Consider the following 20,744-nt stretch of genomic DNA (forward strand, 5'->3'; position numbering starts at 1 on the left):
ACCGAGGACCACCAGAGGACCCCCATGCGCCTGCGCCGCAGCTCGATCCGCGCGAGGATCATCGCGCTGCTCCTGGTGCCCATCGCGGCGCTCAGCTGCCTGTGGGGCTACTCGACACTGGTCACCACCGGCAACGTGTGGAGCCAGCTCGACCTCAGCGCCACCTACGAGGCCTTCGGCAACCCCGCCGACCAGTACGCCGGCGACCTGCGCGACGAACGCGCCGCCGCGGCGCTGCGCCTGGCCGACCCCGGCAACAAGGCCTACGCCGACTCGTACCTGAAGTCCCAGACCGTCACCGACCGGGACCTGCAACTGCTCCGCTACCAGAGCACCAGCCGCGACGCCGGCAAGCTCAACGGCGACCAGCGCTCCCGGCTCCAGGACATCATCACGGTCGCCGACCAACTCGCGGCCATCCGCAGCCAGATCGGCCAGCAGCGGACCAACTGGGAAGGCGCGCTGCAGGACTACAGCGACCTGATCGGCCCGGTCTTCGCCTTCCGGTCCTCCTTCGTCGCCAAGGAGAGCGGCGAACTGCCCCGCCAGGGCACCATCCTGGTCGAACTCACCCGGGCCACCGACTACCTGGCCCAGGAGACCGCCGCGATGCGCGCCCTGCGGGCCGGCAGCGCGGCCGCCGCAGCCGACAGCCACAAGCAGCAGGCCGCCCTGGACGCCATGCACGCCCAGCAGACCCTGTTCCGGGTGTACGTCGCCGAACTCGACCAGCAGGACCGCGCCGACTACACCGAACTGCGCTCCGGCGTGGCCTGGAGCGCCCTCGCCACCGCCGAACACGGCTTCGACGACGCCGCCGACCGGTCCCTCGAAGTCCGCGGCGGCCCCGTCGACTCCTGGGGCGAGAACTCCGACAAGGTGCTCGCCGACCTCGACGCCATCAACACCCGGCTGGCCGCCAAGATCGGCGACCAGGCGCACGCCTACGCCGTCAACTCCCTGCTGCGCGGCGGCGTCGCCGGCCTGGTCGGCCTGGTCGCCGTGGTGCTGTCCGTCCTGGTCTCCTACCGCATCGGCCGCCGCCTGGTGCGCGAACTCGTCGGCCTGCGCAACGCCGCCGCCGAGCTGTCCACCACCCGGCTGCCCTCCGTGATGCTCCGGCTGCGCCGCGGCGAGGCCGTCGACGTGGTCGGCGAGGTGCCCCAACTGGAGTTCGGCGCGGGGGAGATCGGCCAGGTCGGCCGGGCCTTCAACGAGGTGCAGCGGGTCGCCGTCGAGGCCGCCGTCGAACAGGCCGACCTGCGCCGCGGCGTCTCCGCGGTCTTCGTCAACCTGGCCCGCCGCTCCCAGGTGCTGCTGCACCGTCAGCTCACCCTGCTGGACACCATGGAGCGCCGCACCGAGAACCCCCGCGAGCTGGAGGACCTGTTCCGGCTCGACCACCTCACCACCCGCATGCGCCGGCACGCCGAGGGCCTGATCATCCTCTCCGGCGGCTCGCCCGGCCGCGCCTGGCGCAAGCCGGTCCGGATGGTCGACGTGGTGCGCGCCGCCGTCGGCGAGGTCGAGGACTACGCCCGGGTCATCGTCCGGCCGTTCCCCGGCACCGGACTGCTCGGCTCCGCGGTCGCCGACGTCACCCACCTGATCGCCGAACTGGTCGAGAACGCCACGGTGTTCTCCCCGCCGCAGACCCAGGTCACCGTCCAGGGCGAGGTGGTCGCGCACGGCTTCTGCCTGGAGATCGACGACCGCGGCCTCGGCCTGAACGAGCAGCACCTCGCCGAGGTCAACCAACGCCTCGCCGTGGAGCAGGAGTTCGACCTCGCCGACACCGACCGCCTGGGCCTGTTCGTGGTCTCCCGGCTGGCCCGCCGGCACGGCATCCGGGTCCACCTGCGGCCGTCGCCGTACGGCGGCACCTCCGCCGTGGTGCTGATCCCGCGCGAACTCCTCGCCGACACCGCCGAGATGGCCCCCGACGGGGCCCGCCCCGCCGTCGACGACGCCACCCACCGGCGGGCCCCCGGCGCCGCCCAGCCCGGCCGGGCGCACGCCGCCCCCGCCAAGCCGCTCGGCGGACCGCGGCCGTCCGCGCCCGACCCGTCCGGCAAGCCCGGCGGCCTGCCGCGCCGCCGAACTCCCGGACAGGCGGCCGAACCTGACGCCGCATCGGGCACCGGACGGCACCGCAGGACCGGGAGCGCCGAGCCCGCGGCCGCGGTGCCGGCTCCCGCCGCCGTTCCCGCGCTGCCGGCCGGCAGTGGCGCGGCCCCCGCGACGCCGGGCGCGCCCGACGGGGCCGGCCCGCCGCTGGTGCCGGTGGCCGGAGGGCTGCTGCCGCGCCGGGTCCGGCAGGCCAACCTGGCGCCCCAACTCCGGTCCGCCACCGGCCAGGAGAGCCCCGAACCGGCCCGCGAGCGCAGCCCCGAGGAGGCCCGCTCCGCGTTCGCCTCCTTCCAGCGCGGCTTCGCCCGCGGTCGCGGCGACCGGCTTCAGCCCGCCTCGCTGACCGTCGTCCGCTCCGAGCCCGGCCCGGCCGGCGGCGACGCGGACCGCTCCCCGTCCGCTCCCGGCCGGCCGGATGCGCCGGTCGTGCCGCAGCCCGGCCGCCCGCCCCGGCTGCGGGTGGCGCTGCCCTCCGCGCCGGTGCCGCCCGCGCTGCCGGCCGCCCCTGTCCGTTCCGTCCCCCCGGCGCACCTGTCGCCGGACGCACCGCCCGCACCAGCAGAAGGAACCGAATCATGACCGCAACCACACCGCCGTCCGGGGACCTCGACTGGCTCCTCAACGACTTGGTCGGCCGCGTCGCGACCCTTCGGCACGCGGTGATCCTGTCCAGCGACGGCCTCGCCACCGGCGTCTCCAGCGGCCTCGGCCGGGAGGACGCCGAGCACCTGGCCGCCGTCGCGGCCGGCTTCCACAGCCTCGCCAAGGGCGCCGGCCGGCACTTCCAGGTCGGCGGCGTCCGGCAGACCATGGTCGAACTGGACGAGGCCTTCCTGTTCATCACCGCCGCCGGCGACGGCAGCTGTCTGGCCGTGCTCAGCGACGCCGAATCCGATGTGGGCCAAATCGCCTATGAGATGGCACTGTTGGTGAAGCGCGTCGGCGAGCACCTGGCCGCCGAGCCGAGGACCGAGACCACTCCGCCCGGGAGATGACCGACTGATGAGCGAGCCCGAGCCGACCGAGCCGACCGAGGCCACCGCCCCGGCCGGCCTCAGCGGTGAGATCGCGGACGAGGCGTCGGCCGACATACCGTCGGTCGACCTGTTCGCGCCCCGCACGCCGGTGGACGACCGCTGGTTCGACGACGACGCCGGCCCGATGGTCCGGCTGTTCTCGATGACCAGAGGGCGCGCCCGGCCGGTCGACGACGGCCTGTTCGACCTGATCTCGCTGGTCACCGCCGCCGGGCAGGCCCTCGCCCCCGGCGGCGTCCCCACCGATCTGCCGCTCGGCCCCGAGCACCACGCGATCCTTCAGCTCTGCCGCGAAGAACCCCTGAGCGTCGCCGAGTTGGGCTCCTACACCGATCTTCCGGTGAGCGTGGTGCGGGTCCTGCTCGGCGACCTCCACGACGCCGAGCTGATCAGCGTCACCCGCCCCTTCCAGCTCGCCCAGCAACCGGACGAGCGCCTGCTGCGAGACGTGATCAATGGCCTCCGTGCACTCTGACGCCCCGTCGACCTCCACCGCCCGCAGAGCCCCCTGGGGCGCCAGCGCGGTCAAGATCCTGATCGCCGGCGGCTTCGGCGCGGGCAAGACCACCCTGGTCGGCGCGGTCAGCGAGATCCGGCCACTGCGCACCGAGGAGACGCTCAGCGAACGCGGCCGGCCGGTCGACGACACCGCCGGCGTCGAGGCGAAGCGCACCACCACCGTCGCGATGGACTTCGGCCGCATCGACCTGCGGCCCGGCCTCGCCCTCTACCTGTTCGGCACGCCCGGCCAGGACCGCTTCTGGTTCGTCTGGGACGAACTCGCCCGCGGCGCCCTCGGCGCGGTCGTGCTCGCCGACACCCGGCGGCTCGCCGACTCCTTCCCCTCCGTCGACTACTTCGAGCAGCGCGACATCCCGTTCGTGGTCGCCGTCAACTGCTTCGAGGGCACCGAGGCGTACGCGCCGGAGGACGTCCGCGCCGCACTCGACCTGCCCGCGGCGGTGCCGGTGCTGCTGTGCGACGCGCGCCGCCGCGAGGACGGCAAGGAACTGCTGGTCCGGCTGGTCGAGCACGCCGCCGAGCAGATCGGAATACGACTGTAGTACCGGTGGTGTCGTCGCAGGTCAGAGCTTCACTGTCCGAATAGTGAGCCGATTCCGTCTCGCTGTGCAGACCGGTGGGTGCAGTGGGTTGCCTTCCGGGCACTTCGCGTGGAAGTCTCGTACTCGTGCCCGCCGTTCGGTGCGGGCTCCTGACACACTCCCGGGGAGGGGACGCGCCATGGCCGCAACGGCCCGCATCGCCGCCCTCCCCGCGCTCCCCGTGCTGACCGTGCGCCGGTACATCGACCACGGGCTGATCTACAGCGCCTGCTGTCGCTGACCGGTCGCCGCCAACCCGTCCTGCGAAGGGCCGGTGGCGGCTTTCGCGTGCCCCGAACGATCCCGCCGCGCTCCGGAGAGCCGTCCGTGCATCCTCGCACCCTCCTCGAACCGTTCTGGCCCTCGCGCCAGGCCCACCACTTCGACCAGACCTGTCGGCGCGCACCCCGCGCCTCCCGCCCATCGCACTGACCGACCGTCAGCGACGGTGCGCCGGAAGCGCAGACGACGACCACCCACCGACCGTCACGCGCGAAAGAGCCCCCGAATGTCCTACGCCGCCACCGCGACCCCGCACCTGCGAGCGGTCCGCACCCTGCCCAACCATCCCCTGCCGAACCACCCCCTCGACGCCGAGCACCGCCGGGTCGCCCCGATGACCCGGCCCGCGCCCGCCATCGCCCCCGAGAGCCTGCTGGCCGGCCTCCAGGACGGCGCGGCCGTCGTGGCCGCACTGCCGCAATCCGTGCTTCCGCAGGGCCTGTTGACGCAGCTCGGGGCCCACGCGAACGCGCCGCTGGTCGGCTACCTGGTGCTGGTGCCCGCCGAGAAGGTCGCGCCGGCCCCGGTCCCGGCTCCCGCGCCCGCCCCGGTGCGCTCGTTCACCCGCCCCGCCGAGACCGGCATCTCCGTCGACCTCGACCGCCGCAACGCGTACGTCGACGGCGCGCTCCTCGACCTCACCTACCTCGAGTTCGAGCTGCTCGCCCACCTCACCGAGCACCCGCACCGCGTCCACACCCGCGACCAACTCGTCCACACCGTCTGGGGCTACGGCCACGTGGGCGACGGCCGCACCGTCGACGTCCACGTCGCCCGGCTGCGCCGCAAGCTCGGCGCCGCCTACCGCGACACCATCGTCACCGTCCGCCGGGTCGGCTACAAGTACGCGCCGGTGGCCTGACGGACCGTCCGAAAAGTGCGGGCCGGCGGCCCTTCCGGGCCTGTGCGCCGGTGGCCTGACGGGCCCTCCGATCGCGCCTCGGGACGCTGTGCCGTTCCGGGGCGCGACGGATGTCACCGGTCGGGGCCGGTGAAGACGATGCGGTTGCCGTCCGGGTCGGTGATGGGCAGGATGCGGAAGCGACTGGCCTCCTGGACGCCGCCGTGGTCGACGCCTGCGCGGATGAGCCGGGCGAGGCGGTCGTCGAGGTCGGACTCGGCCAGGACCACGGTCGAGTGCCCGGCGCGGTCGGGCTCGGCCCAGACCTGGATGCCGTAGCTGTCGGAGAGGTGCCATTCGGCCAGGCCGGGCATCGGGCGGGCGTCCGGGCCCCGCTCGAACAGGGCGGTGTACCAGTCGATCGCCGGGTTCAGGTCGGTGACGGTCAGCTGGGCGAGCAGTCGATGGATCGTCATGTCGATTCCTCTGTCTCGGTGTCCCGGGCTTCAGCGGGTCTGGAGGTGGGCGGCGAGCGCGTCGAGCCAGGCGCCGGTGCCCTGTTCGCGCCAGCTCGGCTCCTCGGCGCCGCCGAGGAAGGCGCCCTGCTCGGTGAGGACCAGGCGGGTGCCGCTCTCCTCGGGGTGGAACTCGACCGTGGTCAGCGACACCGTCGCCAGTTCGCCGCCGGCGCTGAGGGTGGAGGTGTAGACCAGCCGCCGGTCCGGGACGATGTCGCGGTACCAGGCCTCGAAGACCAGCTCCGGGCCGTCGGCGCGGCGGGCCCGGTTGACCTCGCGTCCGCCGACCCGGAAGTCCAGCTCGTGCTCGGCGCCGGCGCCGGAGAACCAGGCCGCCTTGGCCTGCCGGTCGGCCCAGGCGGCGAACACCCGGGCGGCCGGGGTCGAGTAGAACCGGTCGAGGGAGAAAGTGGCGTGGGTGATCGGACTGTCCGTCATGTCTCGTTCCCTTCCTCGGGATTGGTGATGTCCGCCGAGCCGCCGGCCAGGTGCTCGCCGAGCCGGTCGAGACGCTTCTCCCACCCGGTGCGCCGGGCCGTCAGCCACTCCTCCGCAGCGCGCAGCGCGGCCGGCTCGATCCGGCAGGTGCGGACCCGGCCGACCTTCTCCGAGCGCACCAGCCCGCAGTCCTCCAGCACCTGGAGGTGCTGCATCACCGCGGGCAGCGACATGGCGTAGGGCTTGGCGAGCGCACTGACCGAGGCCGGTGCGGCGACCAGCCGTTGGACCAGATCGCGGCGGGTGGCGTCGGCCAGCGCCTGGAAGACCCGGTCCAGGTCGACCTGATGGTTAGGCATGTACCTAAGTGTTGGCCGGATCGCCGAAAAGTCAAGAGAACTGTTGAGTATTGGGCCGGACGCCGCTCTCGGCGAGTGATGCCGCGACGGCGGGCGAGGCGGCGTCGGCAGGTGATGCCGCGACGGCGGGCGGGGCGGCGTCGCAGCGCGGGCGGGACCTGGCGGAACCGCAGTGCGAGCGCGCGGGGTCGCGATGCGGCCCGAGGCCGGGCGGTTCGACGACATGTCGGGTGGGTGGGCGTCCTGTGCCGACCTGCGCGGTCGCGGAGGGGCTCGACCGGGCCGCGGGTGAATGCGAAGGGGCGGGCGGAGGTGGAAGCCCCCGCCCGCCCCTCGGCGGGTCAGTCGGTGGAGACGATCTCGTTCACGAGCCACGAGCCGAGTTCCTCGGTCATCGCGGTGTGGCCCTCGTTGCGGCCGGCGCAGAGGAAGGCGTCGAGTTCGCTGTGGTCCGGGGCCACGGGCCGGTAGAGGGCCTTCGGGTCGTTGATGTCCCCGGCGGCGACGGCGCTGATGGTCGGGATGAAGCAGGACGTGGTGATGATCTCGGGGTCGACGGTGTTGCCGAGCAGGGTCATCAGGAGGGCGGCCAGGCCGTAGCTGCCGGTGTCGCCCGTGGCGGAGCGCATGACGAACTGGCCGCCGGGGGCACCGTCGATGTCGGGGAGGCCGCTGGTGCGGACCGCGACGGGCTGGCCGCCGGTCTTCTGGAGGCGGGCGACCTCGTGGTCCCCCTGGGCCTGGGTCTTGAGCCAGGTGTCGGTCAGCGTCTCGCCGCTGCCCTTCACGGCGGTGACGCCGGGCTTGACGCCGTTGTCGGCACCGGTGTCCACGCCGTTGGCGACACCGACCTTGCGGACGTTGCGCGGCCAATTGCCCACCTCGTCCAGTGCCTTGAGGAATGCCACCCGCTCCGGTGCCTGGCCGGCGGTGCCGCCGACCTTGTCGAGGTGCCAGCGGGACATCTGCTTCGCGGCGGGGCTGTTGAGCAGTTCGGAGAACTGGCGCAGCACCGGCCCGAGGACGGGGGCGTCGCTCCAGTTGTCGTTGGCGAAGTGGGTGAACGCCTGGAGGGAGACGGGGAACCACGCGCCCTGGTGGGGGGTGTCGTAGGAGAGGTACAGGGCCGTCTCGTGGTCGGGGAGCGAGGGGTCGTTCTCCATCTTCGCCAGCGCGTAGCGGGTGACCAGGCCGCCCATGCTGAAGCCGCCGACGACCAGCTTCGCCCGACCCACCCGCTCGTAGGCGGCTCGGCGGATGCAGTCGATGACGGTGTCGGCGTTGTCGGTGATCGACGCCGCGCGGTCCTCGTAGCCGAGGATGATGACGTCGCGGCCGGTGGCGTGGAGTTCGGAGATGAAGCGGAAGTCGCCGTTCTCCTCCAGGCCGTTCCACAGCTGGTCGAGGTCGCTCCGTCCGCCGGAGAAGCCGTCGGAGAGGATGACCGGTCGGACCAGCTGGCGGCGGTTCAGCGGGCTGTAGTACACCCAGGCCGTTCCGCCCTGAAGCGACCACTCCTCGTGCGGCTCCGGAGCGGGCGCAACGGCGGGGCGGGCCCCGGGGGTGACCGGTCCGAACGTGTCAACAACGGCTGTGGACATGGGTAGTTGGCTCCTTGTGAAGGTCGCAGGCCGGTCGATCGACGGCCCATGAGGGACCTTAGGGAGGCGGGCGGCACCAACCGGGGCGGCGGGTGCGAACGTTCACACGAACGTGGCTGATTTCGCCCCGGAAGGTGTGGGCACCCGTGGGCCTGGGCAGGCTGGCCGCTTTCGGGTGCCCTGTCGCCGGTCAGTGCGGGGCGCGGATGCCGTCGATGATGCGGGTCCAGTTGTCGGCGCCGTGGCCGTTGGCGATGGCGTGGCGGTAGTGGGCCTGGACGGCGAGGGGGAGGGCGAGGTCCAGGCCGAGGGCGGTGGTGGTCTCGACGATGTGGTCGGCGGTCGCGCCCATCATGGTGACGGTGCTGAGGTCGCCGGGGTGTTCGCCGGCGTCGAGGGCGGCGCCGGGGTGCTGTTCGTTGGCGCGCAGGATGGCGCCGATGGCGTCGGCGGAGGCGAGCAGTTCGGGCATGGCTTCGGCGGCCTTCAGGCCGGCGGTGCCGAGCATCGCGGTGGCGTGCATCAGGGCGGACAAGGTGGTGAGGAAGACCGTCAGTTGGGCCTGGTACATCATCTGGGCGAGGCCCGGGTCGGTGCCGAGGTACTTCGGGGCGCCGAGCAGGGCCAGCGTGGCCGTGTGACGTTCCATCAGCTGCTGGTCGCCGCTGTAGTAGACGTGGGCGGCCGGTGTGCCGACCATCGGTGCGGGCACCATGACGCCGCCGGTGAGGAAGTCCGCGCTGTGCGCGGCGGCCCAGGCGGCCGCCGCGCGGGAGCGGTCGGGGGTGTCGGAGCTCAGGTTGACCAGGGTCCGGCCGGCCAGCGAGGAGGTGGAGCGGTCGAGGATGTCGTGCATCGCGCGGTAGTCGGTGAGGCTGAGGACGGTCAGGTCGCTCGCCTCCACCGCCTCGGCGGGCGTCGCGGCGAGGGTGGCTCCTGCCGCGATCAGGTCGGTGGCGCGGGCGGGGGTGCGGTTCCAGACGGTGACGGGGTGGCCGGCGGCGAGCAGGACGCGAGTCATGGCCCGACCCATCGGGCCGAGGCCGATCACGGTGACGGCGCCGAGCTTCTGGTGTTCGTTCTGTGCGTTCACCTCTCCATGCTCGGAGAGTGCCGTCGGTCCCGGAAGTACCTACTATTTTCTGTGGTACTCACCTTTTGGTAAGGGGGATCGGCGATGGTCAAGGCACCGCGGCAGGGGCCGTACATCTGCGGCATCGACGCCGCGCTCGACGTGGTGAGCGGCAAGTGGAAGGGCCTGATCCTCTGGGAGCTGGACACCCACGGCGTCCGCCGCTTCGCCCAACTCCGGCGCGCGCTACCGGGGGTGAGCGAGAAGATGCTGACGCAGCACCTGCGTGAGCTGGAGGAGGACGGGCTGGTCCACCGCGAGGTGTACGCGGAGGTGCCGCCCCGGGTCGAGTACTCGCTGACCGCCCAGGGGCGGACGCTCAACGAGGCGTTGCGGCCGCTCGGCGCCTGGGGGACGGAGCGGGTGCGCCGCGAAGGCCTCGCGACGGTCGACTTCGATCAGTGATCTTCTCCGAGGTGGCCGAGGGCCTCGCGGAAGTCGTCCCGTGCGGCCCGGTACCGGCCGGTGGTGGTGTGGAAGGCCGACCGGTCGATCAGTACCTCGGCCAGGGTCCGGCGTCCCACGGCCGGGTTGTGGTCGGCCAGTTGACGGGCCAGCTCCACGCCCTCGTCGAACAGGGGCTCCACCTGTTCCGCGAAGAGGTGGGTGCGGTGCTGCCAGCGGACGGCGGATCGGACGGTGAGGACGCGGTGCAGCCGGAGTAGCTCGGCCAGGTACCGGCCCGGGTCCTCGGCGGCCGGCTCGGCCAGGGCGTCCACCTGCGTCCGCAGGGTGGCCAGGCTGTCGAAGTAACGCTGCCTGGTGTCGGCGGACCACCCCCGGGGCCCCGCTCCTGACGCCGGGTAGGGGCCGTCGGAGGCCAGCCGTTCGCTGTCGGCCGCCGACCAGGACAGCAGAACCGCCCAGAAGGCCGACTGGTAGCCGCTCGACACCGTGCGCCCGAGGGTGGTCAGCTCCGTCACCGCGGCCAGTGCCGACTGCCGTGCGGCGGCCGCCGGCGCACCCCGGCCGTAGCGGTCGAGCAGTTCGGCGTGGCGGACCAGTACGTGGAAGTGGTGGGCCGCCGCCTCCCGGTTGTCGGCGAACTCCTCCGCTTCGAGGTCGACGAGCGTCCCGAACGCGGCGAGTGCCTCGTCGGCGCGGCCGGCATCGGCGAGCGTGGCGGCCCACTCGATGAGCGACCAGGCGAGGGCGCCTGCCCGGGGCCCGCCGGGCAGCAGGGCCGCCAGCCGCTCGGTCTGCGCGTCGGCGGCCTCGGCGTGGCGGCCTTCCTCGGAGAGTCCGGCGGCCCAGGTGCCCAGCCCCCGAACGGGGGTGCTTCCGGAGCGTTCGGCCTGCGCCCGGTCGACGGCGAGCATCTCGGCGCGCAGGGCGAGCCCTTCGGTGCGACGGCCCGCGGCGTACAGCCGGCTCTGGCAGCTGTCGAGTGCCCTGACCAGCACGTCCGCCCGCCTGGGGTCGGCCGGGTCGACGGCCCGCGCCGCCGCCACCGCCTCCTCGCACAGGGCGAGCGCGTTCGGCCGGTGCTTGCCGTGGGAGGTGTCGTAGCTCAGCCGTTGCAGGGCTTCGGCCAGGCGGGGCAGGTAGGCGGCCGGGCTCACCTGGGCGAGCACCCGGTAGGCGTCGACCTCTTCCTGGTAGGTGCGGCGGCCCGAGGCGAGCAGCATGGTCCGGGCGCGGAGAACGTCGTCCTGATCGACTGTCCGGGAGGGATTCATGACGGGGATTCTGGGCGTCCGGGGGAGGCCCGAACAAGGCCGCTGAGCTGTGCGGTTCGTCCTACGAATGTGCCTGCCGATCTGTCATGATGGGTGTGTCGTCGGCCCTCGGGCCCCGACCGGGCGCGTGGAGACTCCGCCCCGGCGGGGTCGTCCGCCCGACTCCTCCCGCCCGGTGTGTGCTCCTGAGGCGCCGTCAGCGTTCGTCCGGCGGGAGCAGGAGGACGGCCAGGGCCTGGGCGCAGGTGCGGGCCTGGGCGACGGTGTGGGGGAGGGATTCGGGGGTGAGGTGGGCGGGGGTGGAGCGGAGCGCGAGGGCGAAGCGGGCGGTGCCGGCGGCGTCCAGGACGGGGACGGCGAGGGTGCGGATGCCGGGGGCGGATTCGCCGTCGTTGAGGGCGTAGCCGCGTTCGCGGGTGAGGACGAGTTCGGCGTCGAGCGCGGCGGGGTCGGTGAGGGTGCGGTCGGTGTACGCGGGCAGCGGGCCGGGCAGCGGGCTCTCGGCGGGGGAGGGCCAGGCGAGCAGGACCTTGCCGAGGGCGGTGGAGTGCAGCGGGCGGCGCAGGCCGAGGCCGGTGGAGGGCAGCACGGAGCCGCCGACCAGGATGACGGCGTGCGGGCCGGAGCGGATGGCGAGGTCGGCGGTGGCGCCGGTGCGGCGGGAGAGCTGGTCGAGTTCGGGGCCCGCCAGGTGCAGTCCGCGCTGGTGGAAGGTGAGTTGGCCGAGTTCGGCGACGGCCGGGCCGAGGCGGTAGCGGGCGGTGCGCTCGTCCTGGTCGAGGAAGCCGGTGGCGACCAGGGTGCGGGCCAGTCGGTGCGCGGTGGAGACCGACAGGCCCATTCGGCGGGCGAGTTCGGAGGCGCTGAGGTCGGGGCCGTTGTCGTGGAAGCAGTGCAGCAGGCCGAGCGCCCGGTGCACTGCCTGGGCGCCGGCCGGCGGTGACTGCAGGGTTCCGGGGCTGGCGGGCATCGCACCTCTTCGGGAGTGGCTCGGTCTGGGGTCAACTGCGGTGGGATTTCCAGGATATGGGTGCCATAGCCAACGGAGCATGTCGGCCGTGTTGCGGCGGTGCACCCGCGTGTGAACAGGTGATCCCACCATCTGGCATGGCTTGAATTCGGGCCCGGTGGCGTGGAACGCTCGGTCCATCAGCAGTCACCGCCCTGGAGTCAGCGCACGCAGGCCGGTCGAACAGGAGGGAGCGCGCCGTGACCACGCACCGGTGCCGCCCCTGCTGTTGTCGCTGATCCCTTCGCCGAACTCCCCTTCCCTGCCGCGCTGTTCCCGCATCATGGAAACAGCCGCGCGTTTCCTGACGACTTTCGGAGTCCCGTCATGAGCCCCGTGCACGCCGCCCTCGCCGCATCCCCCCATCCGGACACCCTGTGGTTCACCCGCTGCCCCGTGCCCACGGCCACCGGCATCGCCGCCGACCGGGGCTGGCTGGCCGAGGAGTTCGCGGCGGACGGCATCGCGGTCCGCTCGTTGCAGGACGTCCCGCCGGACGTCGCCGCCGACCACCACTACACCCACGCGCTGCCCGGCCTGTTCCGCGAGGGCGGCAACGTGCCCGCGCTGTGGGCCCGTTCGCGCGGCGAGCGGACCCGGCTGATCGGCCTGACCTGGATCGAGGAGCGCCAGACGATCCTGGTCCGGGAAGGCAGCGGCATCGCCTCGGCGGCGCAGCTGCGCGGGCGGCGGCTCGCGGTGCCCCGGCACCCGATCGCCATCGACTTCTGGCGGGCGATGGCGCTGGCCGGCCACCACGGTGCCCTGGCGTCCGCTCAACTGACCTTCGACGACGTCGAGTTGACGGAGGTCGCGGCCAAGGCGGGCGGCGACCAGTGGACGGCCGAGTTGGCGGCGCTGCAGGACGGCCGGGTGGACGCCGTGTACGTGAAGGGCGCGCTCGCGGCGGAGGCCGCCCGCCGCTTCGGCGCGGTGCCCGCCGTCGAACTGGACGCGCTGCCCGACCGCCGCCACCGGGTCAACAACGGCACCCCCCGGCCGATCACCGTGCACCAGCAACTGCTGGACGAGAACCCCGAGTTGGTGGCGCGGTTCGTCGCCGTGCTGCTGCGGGCCGCGGACTGGGCGGCCGGGCAGCCCGAGGAGGTGGCGCGGATCCTCGGCGCGGAGACCGGCGCGGGCCCGGTGGGCGTCGCCGGTGCGTACGCCGGGCGCGGGCACCGCACCCTGCACCTGGACCTGTCCGCCGAGCGCCTGGAACTGCTCGCCCAGCAGGAGGGCTTCCTGCACGCGCACGGATTCCTCCCCTCCCGGGTGGACGTACAGGCCTGGGCCGATCCCGCCCCGCTGGCCGCCGCCCGCGCGCTGCTCGCCGACCGCCCCTGACTCCCGGCCCCGCCGACGCCCCACGCAGTTCCGCATCCCGGCCGCGCATCCCGAACCCCGCCGCGCCCGTTGGACACCGCGGCCACCCCCGATCTTCCCGTCGCCCCCCGAAGAGAGACCCCACCATGCGAACCCCAGCCCGATTCGCCGCCGCCACCGCCGCCCTGAGCGTCGCCGCGCTCGCCCTGACCGCCTGCGGCTCGTCCGCCACCACCGCCGCCGGCGCGGACGGCAAGGGCGGCGAGGTGGTGCTCCGGGTCCCCGACCCCGGGAACTCCGGGTTCCTCGCCAAGGGCAAGAAGGACGGCTCGCTGGACAAGGCGCTCGCGGCCGTGCACGCCAAGGTGGTGTGGACCGGCAGCGCCGGGCCGTTCGCCCCCGCCGCGCAGACGCTGAACGCCGATCAGCTGGACGTCGCCCAGGGCTCGATCACCTCGGCGGTCACCGCGCTCGCCCAGAAGCCCGGCTTCAAGCTGTTCGCGCAGATCGCGCCCGACCAGGCCGGCGAAGGCATCCTGGTGAAGAACGGCTCGCCGATCAAGGAGGTGAAGGACCTGATCGGCAAGAAGGTCGCGGTCTCCCAGGGCAGCACCTCCGAGTACCTGCTGCTGAAGGCCCTGGAGAAGAACAGCATCCCGGTCGACCAGGTGCAGCGGGTCTACCTGCGGGCCGACCAGACCTCCGGGGTGTTCAACTCCGGCCAGGTGGACGCCTGGGCGACCTGGGGGACGTTCTCCATCCCGGCGATCGCCAACACCGGCGCGCACTTCCTGGTCGACGGCAAGGCCATCGGCAGCGACAACTACGCGGTGTGGGCCGTGCGTTCGGCCTTCGCCGAGCAGCACCCCGAGGTGCTGAAGGCGTTCTACGACTACCTGCACGAGAACGGCGCCAAGGAGAAGGCCGACCCCGCCGCCTACCTGAACGTCTTCACCGACGCCGGCCCGACCGCCATCAGCGCCGCCGAGCAGCCCGTCGCCGTCGACTTCGGCAAGCAGCGCGCCGTCGACTCGCCGATCGCCGACGCCGACATCGCCCGCTTCGAGACGGTCGCCGCGTTCTACGCCGCCCAGGGCGTCACCAAGACCAAGGTCGACGTCAAGCCCCACCTGATCGACATCAACTCGCTGGCCGGGGCGGCGAAGTGACCGTCACCACCGAGCAGGCGCGGGACGCCGGGCTGGTCGCCCCGCGCGCCCGGACCACCGCCGACCGCCCGCGCGGCGTCTCGCTCGCCCTGCGCACCCTCGGCCCGCTCGCGCTGCTCGCCGCCTGGCAGATCAGCTCCGCGACCGGCGTGCTGACCCCCGACGTGCTCGCCTCGCCCGGCCAAGTCCTCCAGGCCGTCGGCGAGTTGTGGGGCAACGGACAGCTGTCCGACGCCCTCTCCACCTCGCTGACCCGGGCCGCGCTCGGCCTGCTGTTCGGCGCGAGCACCGGACTGGTGCTCGGCGTGATCACCGGATTCTTCCGGCTCGGCGAGGAGTTGCTCGACTCCGCCGTCCAAGTGCTGCGCACCGTCCCGTTCCTGGCGCTGGTGCCGCTGTTCATGGTGTGGTTCGGCATCACCGAGACCGCGAAGATCGCCCTGATCGGCGTCGCCACCTCCTTCCCGATGTACGTGTCGACGTCCGGCGGCGTGCGCAACACCGACCGCAAACTCGTCGAGGCGATGCGCAGCTTCGGCCTGTCGCGCTGGGCGGTGGTCCGCGAGGTCGTCCTGCCCGGCGCGCTGCCCGCGCTGCTGTCCGGACTGCGGCTGTCCATGACGCTCAGCGTGATCGCCCTGATCGCCGCCGAGGAGATCAACTCCACCGAGGGGATCGGCTACTTGATGGCCCAGGCGCAGAACTTCTCCCGCACCGACGTGCTCGCCGTGTGCATCCTGATCTACGGCCTGCTGGGCCTCGCCGCCGACGGCGCGGTCCGGGTCCTGGAACGCGTACTGATGCCCTGGCGTCCCGTCGGCGGCCGGGCGGTGGTCGGACGATGAGCGCCCCCGCAGTCCATGTCCGCGGCCTGCGCCGGGTGTTCGGCACCCGGGCGGTTCTGGACGGCATCGACCTGGACATCGCCCGCGGCGAATTCCTCGCCCTGCTCGGCGCGTCCGGCACCGGCAAGACCACCCTGCTGCGGATCCTCGGCGCACTCGACCGCGCCGACGACGGCACCGTCCTGGTGCCGCCCGCCCGCACCGTGGTCTTCCAGGAACCCCGGCTGATCCCGTCCAAGCGCGTCCTCGGCAACGTCACCATCGGCCTGCCGCGCGGCGAGACCACCCGGGAGACCGGCCGGCAGGCCCTCGCCGAAGTCGGCCTCGCCGACCACGCCGACGCCTGGCCCAGCACGCTGTCCGGCGGCGAGGCACAGCGCGCCGCACTCGCCCGCGCACTCGTCCGAGAACCCCAACTGCTGCTCCTCGACGAGCCGTTCGCCGCCCTCGACGCACTCACCCGGCTGCGCATGCAGGACCTGGTCGGCGACCTGTGCCGCCGGCACCGCCCCGCCGTGCTGCTGGTCACCCACGACGTGGACGAGGCGATCCGACTCGCCGACCGGGTCGCCGTCCTGCGCGACGGCGCACTCGTACGGGACGAGACCGTCGCCGTCGACCGGCCGCGCGACCCCGCCGACCCCGCCTTCGCGGCGCTGCGCCGCGGCCTGCTCGCCGACCTCGGCGTGCACCAGGAGACCAAGAGCCAATCGTCGTCCGCGATCTGACCTCACATCAATGTCCGACAGAGAAGAGATACCCGCCGTGACCGTCACCGTCGGTGTGCACCGCTCCAACCCGTCCCTCTACCACCTGGCCCGACTCGACTACCTCCAGCAGGAGTTGGCACCGCTCGGCGAGACCGCCGCGTTCCACCACTACGCCGACGGCACGAAGACCGGCGAGTACCTGGCCGACGGCACCATCGACTTCGGCGGGACGGGATCCACCCCGCCGATCACCGCGCAGGCCGCCGGGCACGACATCGTGTACACCGCCGTCTCCGCGCCCCGGCCCGACCACGGGGCGCTGCTGGTCGCCGCCGACGGGCCGATCGGCTCGGTCGCCGACCTGAAGGGCGCCACCGTGGTGCTCGCCGTCGGCTCCTGGCAGACCCACCTGCTCGCCAAGGCCCTGCACCAGCACGGACTCTCCTACCGGGACGACCTCACCGCCGAACGCCCCACCGGGGACGAGGCCGAGCGGCTGCGCAGCGGCGCGATAGCCGGCTGGGTCGCGCAGGGCGCGGAACTCGCCGCCGCCCGCCGCACCGGCGAATTCCGCGAACTGATCCGTACCACCGAGGTGATCACCGACCGCTCGGTGTTCTTCGCCCGCCGTGAACTCGCCGTCCAGCGGCCCGAGGTGGTCGCCGCGATCGTCACCGCCCTCCAGCGCGCCGACCACTGGGCCGCCGCCCACGCCGAGGAGGCCGCCGCGCTGGCCGCCGCCGACCAGGGCGGCGAGGCCGCCGACTGGCACACCGCGCTGACCGCGCTGCCCTGGCAACTGGAGCCCGCCACCGCCGAGTTCGTCGCCGAGCAGCAGGAAGCCGCCGACATCTTCCACCGGGTCGGCTTCATCGACCGGACCGTCACCGTCGCCGACATCCACCTGCCCGCCCTGGAACAGCCGGTCGCCGACGCCATCTCCCGCGCCGGAAAGGGGAACTGAGCACCATGGCCAGCGAATTCCTGTGGTACCTGATCCCCCGCGAGGGCCACTACCCGTGGGAGCCCGAAGGCCGCCGCCCGGTCGACCTCGGCTACCTCCAGCACCTCGCCGCCACGGTCGAACGCCTCGGCTACACCGGCGCGCTGCTCGCCACCGACCAGTACGACGTGTGGGCGCTCGGCTCCGCGCTCGCCGCCGCCACCGGTCCCGGCTTCCAGCCGCTGCTCGCCGTGCACCCCGGGCTGATCTCGCCCACCCTGCTCGCCAAGATGGCGCTGTCCTTCGAGCACCTGCATGGCCCCGGCCGGCTCCGCTTCAACGTGGTCAACGGCTCCACCAACCAGCTGCGCGAGTACGGGCTGCACGTCGAGCACGACGACCGCTACCGGCTGTCCGCCGAGTACTGGAGCCTGGTCAAGCGCCTCACCAGCGGCGAAGTCTTCGACCACGAAGGCGAGTTCTACCAGCTGAAGAACGCCGGCGCCTCGCTGCGCGACCTGCCGCCGCTGCGCGAGGGCCACATCCCGCTCTGGTTCGGCGGATCCTCCCCGGCCGGCATCGAGGTCGCCGCCGAACACGTCGACGTGTACCTCACCTGGGGCGAACCCCCGCACCTGCTCCGCGAGAAGCTGGAGCAGGTCCGCGAACGCGCCGCCGCGCACGGCCGCACCCTGCGGCTCGGCCTGCGCCTGCACCTGATCGTCCGCGACACCGAGGAACAGGCCTGGGCCGCCGCCGACCGCCTGCTCGACGTCACCAGCGAGGCCACCTACGCCCGCCAGCTCGGCGTCCGGCAGGGCGAGGACGGCGTCGGCTGGCAGCGGCAGTTCCGCGAGCACGGCGGGCGCGTCCCGGCCCGTGCCCGCGAACTGGAGACCCACCCCAACCTGTGGCCCGGCATGAGCCTGTTCCGCCCCGGCCCCGGAACCGCCGTCGTCGGCTCCACCGAACAGGTCGTCGAACGGCTCCGGGAGTACCAGGAGCTGGGCGTCGACACGTTCATCCTGTCCGGCAACCCGCTGCTGGAGGAGGCGTACCGAGTCGCCGAGACGGTGCTCCCGCACCTGCGGTGACGGTGCTCCCGCACCTGCGGTGACGGCGTGGGCGGGCCTGGGGACTCCGGGCCCGCCCGCCGGGCGTCAGGCGCTCAGCCGGTCGATCTCCGCCAGCTCCTGCGCGGTGAGCGGACCGGCCGCCAGCGCGTCCAGGTTCTGGTCCAGCTGACGCACACTCGACGCGCCGACGATCACCGACACCACCCGCTCGTCCCGCAGCACCCAGGACAGCGCCAGCTGCGCCAGGCTCTGACCGCGGCCCTCCGCCACCTTCGCCAGCGCCCGCAGCTGCGCCAACTTCGCCTCCGTCAGCGCCTCCTCCTTCAGGAAGTGGCCCACCGACATCCGCGAACCCGCCGGCACCTCACCGGTCAGGTAGCGGTCCGTCAACAGGCCCTGCGCGAGCGGCGAGTACGCGATCAGCGCCGTCTGCGTCTCACCCACCGCGTCCAACAGCCCCTGCTCCGGCTCCCGGTTCAGGATCGAGTAGCTGGCCTGGTTCAGCAGACACGGCGTACCCAGCTCGCGCAGGATCGCCACCGCCTGCCGGTGCTGCTCCGCCGGGTAGTTGGAGATCGCCGCGTACAGCGCCCGACCCGAGCGCACCGCCGTGTCCAGCGCACCCATCGTCTCCTCCAGCGGAGTCGTCGGGTCCCAGCGGTGCGAATAGAAGACGTCGACGTAGTCCAGGCCCATCCGGCTCAGCGACTGGTCCAGGCTCGCCAGCAGGTACTTGCGCGAACCACCGTCCCCGTACGGGCCCGGCCACATGTCCCAGCCCGCCTTCGACGCGATGAACAGCTCGTCCCGGTACGGGCGGAAGTCCTGCGCGAACAGGTAGCCGAAGTTGCGCTCCGCACTGCCGTACGGCGGGCCGTAGTTGTTCGCCAGATCGAAGTGCGTCACCCCGCGGTCGAACGCCCGGCGCAGCACCGCGCGCTGCACCTCCAGGGGCTGGGTGTCACCGAAGTTGTGCCACAGGCCGAGCGACACGGCAGGCAGCTGCACGCCGCTGCGCCCGGCGCGGCGGAAGGTCATCGAGGCATAGCGGTCGTCCGCAGCGAGGAAGGTCATACCGGCATCCTGCCAGGTGAGCGCGGTGACCGGGACCAACGGCCCTGCCCTCCCAGCGCCCCGGCCCGTACCCTGACCGGGCGCGAGACGTATCGAGGAGGAAGCCGTGGCACTGCCGGACATCACCACCAGGGCCGACCTGGAGTCCGCCCTGCGACGCTTCTACCGGGCGGCGTTCGCCGACCCGCTGATCGGCCCGGTCTTCACCGAGATCGCCCGCCTCGACCTGGAGGCGCACCTCCCGCGGATCACCGACTTCTGGGAGAGCGCACTGCTGCGCACCGCCTCCTACCGGGGCAACGCGCTCGCCCCGCACGCCGCGCTGCACGCGATCAGCCCGCTCACCGCCGAACACTTCGGCCGCTGGGTGCAACTCTGGCGCGCCACCCTGGACGGCCGCCACGCCGGCCCCGTCACCGAACGCGCCAAGGCCCAGGCCCAGCGGATCGCCGTCGCCATGCTCCGCCGCCTCGGCGAGCCCGACACCGGCGGCGGCAGCGGGGGCTTCGTGCCGCTGTCCGCCGTTCGCCTCGCCTCCGGGGTCTGAACGGTTCGCCGGCTGCCGGCCGGCCCATATTCTGCGGCCGTGGTGGGCGGCGGCGGGCATCCGGCGGCAGGTATTCGAGGCGCGGCCGGGATTGGATTTGTTTTTCTCCGGACCGGGGGTAAGGCCGGAAATTCAGGGGGATTCTTCGGGCCGGACGGCGACGGGTCGACGACGCCCCGGCCGGTGGTGCGGCGGGTGATGCCGGGGCTGCGGGTGGTGCGTTCCGCGGGGGATTCGGTTCGGAGTCCGAGAGGGACTTCCCGGCGCCGCTCAATTCGGCTTCTGCGGGCGGCAGTTGATCACTGGCCCCAGGTGACGTCCGGGCGGGGGCCGGCCGGGGACTGGCCCCAGGTCACGTCCTCGTCGCGGTCCGCCGGGGCCTGACCCCACGTCACATCCGGGCGCGGGCCGGCCGGGGACTGGCCCCACGTCACGTCCAGGTTCGGATCGGAGGGAGCCTGGCCCCAGGTGACGTCCAGGCTGGGGCGGGCCGGGGTCTGACCCCAGGTGACGTCCAGGTTCGGGTTGGCGGGGGACTGGCCCCAAGTCACGTCCAGGCTGGGGTTGATGGGGGACTGACCCCAGGTCACGTCCTCGAAGCGGTCGACCGGCGCCGAGGCCGGGGCCGAGGCCGGGGCCGCGGTCGGGCGGGCGGTGGCGGCGGAGGCGGACGGCGCGGAAGAGACTCCGATCAGCGTGGCAATTCCGGCCGAAAGCAGTCCGGCGGCGATGATTCGGGGCATGCGGGTGACGTTCACGGAATTCTCTTCTCTGAGCTGTTCTCGGTGCGTTTTCCAGGAATTTCCCGATGTGGTGTTTCGGGAATTTCCGATCTGTCGGCGCTCGGTCCGGTCTTTCCTGCTCCCGTGCCGACGGCTCCTACTCTGGCCCCCCGCGTGAAGGCATGGGAAGAGGTTGGAGGTGG

22 protein-coding genes are annotated in these 20,744 nt (G+C 73.0%); 13 read left to right on the forward strand and 9 right to left on the reverse strand.

What is annotated here, in order from left to right:
- Nucleotides 1-24 precede the first annotated feature (24 nt).
- The 5 genes from ACIQF6_RS03490 (at nucleotide 25) to ACIQF6_RS03510 (ending at nucleotide 5,414) form a co-directional block, all read left to right on the forward strand.
- The gene (locus ACIQF6_RS03490) at nucleotides 25-2,709 is read left to right on the forward strand and encodes a nitrate- and nitrite sensing domain-containing protein (RefSeq protein WP_400889614.1); all 2,685 of its coding nucleotides are present in this window, start codon (nucleotides 25-27) and stop codon (nucleotides 2,707-2,709) included.
- The gene (locus ACIQF6_RS03495; protein ID WP_400889616.1) at nucleotides 2,706-3,125 is read left to right on the forward strand and encodes a roadblock/LC7 domain-containing protein; all 420 of its coding nucleotides are present in this window, start codon (nucleotides 2,706-2,708) and stop codon (nucleotides 3,123-3,125) included. Before ACIQF6_RS03490 ends, ACIQF6_RS03495 begins: the two co-directional genes overlap by 4 nt.
- A 7-nt stretch (nucleotides 3,126-3,132) precedes the next feature.
- Nucleotides 3,133-3,642 carry a DUF742 domain-containing protein gene (locus tag ACIQF6_RS03500; protein ID WP_400889618.1) on the forward strand — a complete coding sequence of 170 codons (510 nt, stop codon included), beginning with the start codon at nucleotides 3,133-3,135 and terminating at the stop codon, nucleotides 3,640-3,642.
- The gene (locus ACIQF6_RS03505; protein ID WP_400889620.1) at nucleotides 3,623-4,231 is read left to right on the forward strand and encodes a GTP-binding protein; all 609 of its coding nucleotides are present in this window, start codon (nucleotides 3,623-3,625) and stop codon (nucleotides 4,229-4,231) included. Before ACIQF6_RS03500 ends, ACIQF6_RS03505 begins: the two co-directional genes overlap by 20 nt.
- A gap of 547 nt (nucleotides 4,232-4,778) precedes the next feature.
- Nucleotides 4,779-5,414: a winged helix-turn-helix domain-containing protein gene (locus ACIQF6_RS03510; RefSeq protein ID WP_400889622.1), complete on the forward strand. Its 636-nt coding sequence runs from the start codon at nucleotides 4,779-4,781 to the stop codon at nucleotides 5,412-5,414.
- A 113-nt stretch (nucleotides 5,415-5,527) separates the two neighbouring features.
- On the opposite strand, the gene ACIQF6_RS03515 is transcribed toward ACIQF6_RS03510, so the two are convergent.
- The 5 genes from ACIQF6_RS03515 to ACIQF6_RS03535 form a co-directional block, all read right to left on the reverse strand.
- Nucleotides 5,528-5,869 carry a VOC family protein gene (locus tag ACIQF6_RS03515; protein ID WP_400889624.1) on the reverse strand — a complete coding sequence of 114 codons (342 nt, stop codon included), beginning with the start codon at nucleotides 5,867-5,869 and terminating at the stop codon, nucleotides 5,528-5,530.
- Nucleotides 5,870-5,899: 30 nt separating this feature from the next.
- Entirely contained in the window at nucleotides 5,900-6,349 is a 450-nt protein-coding gene (locus ACIQF6_RS03520; protein ID WP_400889626.1) for an SRPBCC family protein, read from the reverse strand.
- On the reverse strand, nucleotides 6,346-6,708 hold the full coding sequence (locus ACIQF6_RS03525) for an ArsR/SmtB family transcription factor (protein WP_400889628.1): 363 nt from the start codon (nucleotides 6,706-6,708) through the stop codon (nucleotides 6,346-6,348). Before ACIQF6_RS03525 ends, ACIQF6_RS03520 begins: the two co-directional genes overlap by 4 nt.
- A 341-nt stretch (nucleotides 6,709-7,049) precedes the next feature.
- Nucleotides 7,050-8,309: an esterase/lipase family protein gene (locus tag ACIQF6_RS03530; protein ID WP_400889630.1), complete on the reverse strand. Its 1,260-nt coding sequence runs from the start codon at nucleotides 8,307-8,309 to the stop codon at nucleotides 7,050-7,052.
- Nucleotides 8,310-8,499: 190 nt separating this feature from the next.
- Complete coding sequence (locus tag ACIQF6_RS03535) at nucleotides 8,500-9,402, reverse strand: NAD(P)-dependent oxidoreductase (protein ID WP_400889632.1); 903 nt, start codon at nucleotides 9,400-9,402, stop codon at nucleotides 8,500-8,502.
- An 84-nt stretch (nucleotides 9,403-9,486) separates the two neighbouring features.
- Between ACIQF6_RS03535 and ACIQF6_RS03540 the strand changes: the two genes are divergently transcribed.
- Nucleotides 9,487-9,846, forward strand: a complete 360-nt coding sequence (locus ACIQF6_RS03540; RefSeq protein ID WP_400889634.1) for a winged helix-turn-helix transcriptional regulator — start codon at nucleotides 9,487-9,489, stop codon at nucleotides 9,844-9,846.
- Here the strand turns inward: ACIQF6_RS03540 and ACIQF6_RS03545 are convergent.
- On the reverse strand, nucleotides 9,840-11,120 hold the full coding sequence (locus ACIQF6_RS03545) for a hypothetical protein (RefSeq protein ID WP_400889636.1): 1,281 nt from the start codon (nucleotides 11,118-11,120) through the stop codon (nucleotides 9,840-9,842). The two genes, ACIQF6_RS03540 and ACIQF6_RS03545, sit on opposite strands and share 7 nt — an antisense overlap.
- 196 nt (nucleotides 11,121-11,316) lie before the next feature.
- Nucleotides 11,317-12,090, reverse strand: coding sequence for an IclR family transcriptional regulator (locus tag ACIQF6_RS03550; RefSeq protein ID WP_400889638.1), 774 nt, complete (start codon nucleotides 12,088-12,090; stop codon nucleotides 11,317-11,319).
- Nucleotides 12,091-12,456: 366 nt separating this feature from the next.
- Here ACIQF6_RS03550 and ACIQF6_RS03555 point away from each other — a divergent pair, with 366 nt between their 5' ends.
- The 6 genes from ACIQF6_RS03555 to ACIQF6_RS03580 all read left to right on the forward strand — a co-directional run bounded on the left by ACIQF6_RS03555 (nucleotide 12,457) and on the right by ACIQF6_RS03580 (nucleotide 18,216).
- Nucleotides 12,457-13,476 (forward strand): ABC transporter substrate-binding protein, encoded by a 1,020-nt coding sequence (locus tag ACIQF6_RS03555; RefSeq protein ID WP_400889640.1) that lies wholly within the window; start codon nucleotides 12,457-12,459, stop codon nucleotides 13,474-13,476.
- A gap of 125 nt (nucleotides 13,477-13,601) precedes the next feature.
- Nucleotides 13,602-14,624 (forward strand): ABC transporter substrate-binding protein, encoded by a 1,023-nt coding sequence (locus ACIQF6_RS03560; protein ID WP_400889642.1) that lies wholly within the window; start codon nucleotides 13,602-13,604, stop codon nucleotides 14,622-14,624.
- Nucleotides 14,621-15,469 (forward strand): ABC transporter permease, encoded by an 849-nt coding sequence (locus ACIQF6_RS03565; RefSeq protein ID WP_400889644.1) that lies wholly within the window; start codon nucleotides 14,621-14,623, stop codon nucleotides 15,467-15,469. The genes ACIQF6_RS03560 and ACIQF6_RS03565 overlap by 4 nt, the downstream gene beginning before the upstream one ends.
- On the forward strand, nucleotides 15,466-16,197 hold the full coding sequence (locus ACIQF6_RS03570) for an ABC transporter ATP-binding protein (protein ID WP_400889646.1): 732 nt from the start codon (nucleotides 15,466-15,468) through the stop codon (nucleotides 16,195-16,197). The genes ACIQF6_RS03565 and ACIQF6_RS03570 overlap by 4 nt, the downstream gene beginning before the upstream one ends.
- Before the next feature lie 37 nt (nucleotides 16,198-16,234).
- A complete protein-coding gene (locus ACIQF6_RS03575; protein ID WP_400890101.1) occupies nucleotides 16,235-17,143 on the forward strand; it encodes an ABC transporter substrate-binding protein in 909 nt (302 codons plus the stop codon).
- Nucleotides 17,144-17,148: 5 nt separating this feature from the next.
- Entirely contained in the window at nucleotides 17,149-18,216 is a 1,068-nt protein-coding gene (locus tag ACIQF6_RS03580) for an LLM class flavin-dependent oxidoreductase (protein ID WP_400889648.1), read from the forward strand.
- Nucleotides 18,217-18,282: 66 nt separating this feature from the next.
- Here ACIQF6_RS03580 and ACIQF6_RS03585 read toward each other — a convergent pair whose 3' ends face one another.
- A complete protein-coding gene (locus ACIQF6_RS03585; protein ID WP_400889650.1) occupies nucleotides 18,283-19,272 on the reverse strand; it encodes an aldo/keto reductase in 990 nt (329 codons plus the stop codon).
- A 106-nt stretch (nucleotides 19,273-19,378) separates the two neighbouring features.
- On the opposite strand from ACIQF6_RS03585, the gene ACIQF6_RS03590 reads away from it, so the two are divergent.
- On the forward strand, nucleotides 19,379-19,819 hold the full coding sequence (locus ACIQF6_RS03590; RefSeq protein ID WP_400889652.1) for a group III truncated hemoglobin: 441 nt from the start codon (nucleotides 19,379-19,381) through the stop codon (nucleotides 19,817-19,819).
- A gap of 299 nt (nucleotides 19,820-20,118) precedes the next feature.
- On the opposite strand, the gene ACIQF6_RS03595 is transcribed toward ACIQF6_RS03590, so the two are convergent.
- Nucleotides 20,119-20,577, reverse strand: a complete 459-nt coding sequence (locus ACIQF6_RS03595) for a hypothetical protein (RefSeq protein WP_400889654.1) — start codon at nucleotides 20,575-20,577, stop codon at nucleotides 20,119-20,121.
- Nucleotides 20,578-20,744: the final 167 nt, after the last annotated feature.

Origin of the sequence: Kitasatospora sp. NPDC092948, assembly GCF_044754805.1 — a bacterium.
Taxonomy (GTDB): domain Bacteria; phylum Actinomycetota; class Actinomycetes; order Streptomycetales; family Streptomycetaceae; genus Kitasatospora.

Bases quoted from the DNA above. Each gene is read 5' to 3' on its own strand.
- ACIQF6_RS03495 (WP_400889616.1), top strand. From the start codon at position 2,706: ATGACCGCAACCACACCGCCGTCCGGGGACCTCGACTGGCTCCTCAAC.
- ACIQF6_RS03520 (WP_400889626.1), bottom strand. From the start codon at position 6,349: ATGACGGACAGTCCGATCACCCACGCCACTTTCTCCCTCGACCGGTTC.
- ACIQF6_RS03525 (WP_400889628.1), bottom strand. From the start codon at position 6,708: ATGCCTAACCATCAGGTCGACCTGGACCGGGTCTTCCAGGCGCTGGCC.
- ACIQF6_RS03515 (WP_400889624.1), bottom strand. From the start codon at position 5,869: ATGACGATCCATCGACTGCTCGCCCAGCTGACCGTCACCGACCTGAAC.
- ACIQF6_RS03580 (WP_400889648.1), top strand. From the start codon at position 17,149: ATGGCCAGCGAATTCCTGTGGTACCTGATCCCCCGCGAGGGCCACTAC.
- ACIQF6_RS03560 (WP_400889642.1), top strand. From the start codon at position 13,602: ATGCGAACCCCAGCCCGATTCGCCGCCGCCACCGCCGCCCTGAGCGTC.
- ACIQF6_RS03555 (WP_400889640.1), top strand. From the start codon at position 12,457: ATGAGCCCCGTGCACGCCGCCCTCGCCGCATCCCCCCATCCGGACACC.
- ACIQF6_RS03540 (WP_400889634.1), top strand. From the start codon at position 9,487: ATGGTCAAGGCACCGCGGCAGGGGCCGTACATCTGCGGCATCGACGCC.
- ACIQF6_RS03585 (WP_400889650.1), bottom strand. From the start codon at position 19,272: ATGACCTTCCTCGCTGCGGACGACCGCTATGCCTCGATGACCTTCCGC.
- ACIQF6_RS03500 (WP_400889618.1), top strand. From the start codon at position 3,133: ATGAGCGAGCCCGAGCCGACCGAGCCGACCGAGGCCACCGCCCCGGCC.
- ACIQF6_RS03530 (WP_400889630.1), bottom strand. From the start codon at position 8,309: ATGTCCACAGCCGTTGTTGACACGTTCGGACCGGTCACCCCCGGGGCC.
- ACIQF6_RS03550 (WP_400889638.1), bottom strand. From the start codon at position 12,090: ATGCCCGCCAGCCCCGGAACCCTGCAGTCACCGCCGGCCGGCGCCCAG.
- ACIQF6_RS03545 (WP_400889636.1), bottom strand. From the start codon at position 11,120: ATGAATCCCTCCCGGACAGTCGATCAGGACGACGTTCTCCGCGCCCGG.
- ACIQF6_RS03510 (WP_400889622.1), top strand. From the start codon at position 4,779: ATGTCCTACGCCGCCACCGCGACCCCGCACCTGCGAGCGGTCCGCACC.
- ACIQF6_RS03505 (WP_400889620.1), top strand. From the start codon at position 3,623: ATGGCCTCCGTGCACTCTGACGCCCCGTCGACCTCCACCGCCCGCAGA.
- ACIQF6_RS03490 (WP_400889614.1), top strand. From the start codon at position 25: ATGCGCCTGCGCCGCAGCTCGATCCGCGCGAGGATCATCGCGCTGCTC.
- ACIQF6_RS03570 (WP_400889646.1), top strand. From the start codon at position 15,466: ATGAGCGCCCCCGCAGTCCATGTCCGCGGCCTGCGCCGGGTGTTCGGC.